The organism is Pleomorphovibrio marinus (assembly GCF_003347495.1).
GTDB classification, from domain to species: domain Bacteria; phylum Bacteroidota; class Bacteroidia; order Cytophagales; family Cyclobacteriaceae; genus Pleomorphovibrio; species Pleomorphovibrio marinus.
In genome coordinates, this window is the sequence record NZ_QCXY01000029.1 from 1 (window position 1) to 1731 (window position 1731).

General features: G+C 44.2%; 2 protein-coding genes. Both read left to right on the forward strand.

Annotated features, from left to right (window positions below; all coding sequences use genetic code 11):
- The coding region (locus tag DB520_RS26190; RefSeq protein ID WP_157972271.1) for a hypothetical protein at positions 1-298 on the forward strand (298 nt) is incomplete at its 5' end.
- Positions 295-1731 (forward strand): trypsin-like serine peptidase (locus tag DB520_RS26195; protein ID WP_198675471.1); only part of this gene is annotated, 1437 nt, incomplete at its 3' end. The genes DB520_RS26190 and DB520_RS26195, both read left to right, overlap by 4 nt.

The window sequence follows — 1731 nt, forward strand, 5'->3', positions numbered from 1 at the left end:
AGCTGAGCCAAGGGATACGGATTCGCAGCTTTGGTTGGAGTTTCAAGAAGGTGGGACTATGGAAGGTTTTTCCTCTGGAAATTTGTTATCCGGCAAGTATTTTTATACTTCGACAAATCAATTTGAACTATTGGAGTTTTATGTTTTGACTTATGCCGGAGAAAGTGGCGATGGCTTATACATGACCAGTAGCCTTAAGAACGCGGATATGGGGAATGTGGAAACAAAAGGCTTAAAGATTTATTATTCCGAAAATGAGCAAAGACTATTTATGCTGTTTAGACCATTGGTGCCATGAAGAAAAAAGTTCTACTTTATATTTGCTTTGCCTTGATTTCTATTGGGGGATATAGTCAGATTAGTACTGATGAAATTCCACCTAGTTTTTATTTGGAATCCTTGGATTCTGAGGCAAGTGTTATTGATCACCATATTGCCACAAGGCCATCCCTGGAGCTAATTGCAAGAGAAGATCGAGAAGACCAGGAAAAAGGGCTGCCCCCACGTTTCGGGTATCCCATTGATGCAGGCCTCAACCTGAACAACTCCGGTAAATGGGTGGAGCTTCCCAATGGAGATAAGGTTTGGTTGCTTAAAATCCAAAGTCCGGGAGCCCTTTCCATCAACCTGCTGTTTGACAGTTTCTGGATTCCAGATGGTGGGAAACTTTTCATATACAGTGAGGACAAAAAGCAGGTTCATGGTGCTTTCACATCAAAAAATAATAAAGGCACAAAGGAAGACCTTGCTGGATTTGCTACTGCATTTATCTTTGGGGAAAACACCATACTTGAATATCATATCCCGAAAGGGGTAGAGGAAAATGCGGTGATTTCAATAGAAAAGATTGTGCATGGTTACAGGGATATTGGCATGTTTGATAATTCTTACAGCACAAAAAGTTTCGGGGGGTCAGGGAATTGCCAAGTAAATGTCAACTGTCCCGAAGGAGCTGATTGGCAAGACGAAAAAAATGCTGTTGCTTTGATATTGGTAAATGGGGTACGGTGGTGTTCGGGATCGCTGATTGTTAATTCTTGCATGGATGACCGTGCCTATTTTTTAACAGCGGATCATTGTTTGGGTCCAGTCGGTGCAGATGCAATTACCAATCCCAACCTTTTCCAATGGAGTTTTTACTGGCACTATGAGAGCCCGGAATGTGCCAATCCCAGTACTGAGCCACCTATTTTGGCGACAAGCGGAGCGGTGGTTGTGGCTAACAACCATCAGACCGATTTTGCCCTATTGGAGTTGGTAGAGCATCCCGGGGATAAAACTGGCGTAAACCCATATTTTTTGGGATGGGACAGGTCGGGCAATGCGGGAACTGGGGGAGTGGGGATTCACCATCCAAGAGGTGATTTAAAGAAAATATCAACCTATAGTGGAACACCAACCAATTCTACTTGTCTTGGAGGAGTCAATCATCTTTTTTGGCAGACAGGGTTTGATGCCACACAAAATGGCCATTCCATCCCCGAACCAGTTTCTTCTGGTTCTCCCTTGATCAATTCGGACAGCAGGGTGATCGGTCAGTTATTGGGGCCAGGAAATTGTCCTGCTGAATTATGCAATACAGCTCCGGAGTTGGAGGTGGTTTCCTATGGAAAATTCGATGAATCATGGACAAGTAATAACCATGCAGATGTGCGCCGAAGACTGGATCATTGGCTTCATCCCGGAGGTGGCACAGCTCCTTTAACGATGGATGGTAAGGGTTACACCTCC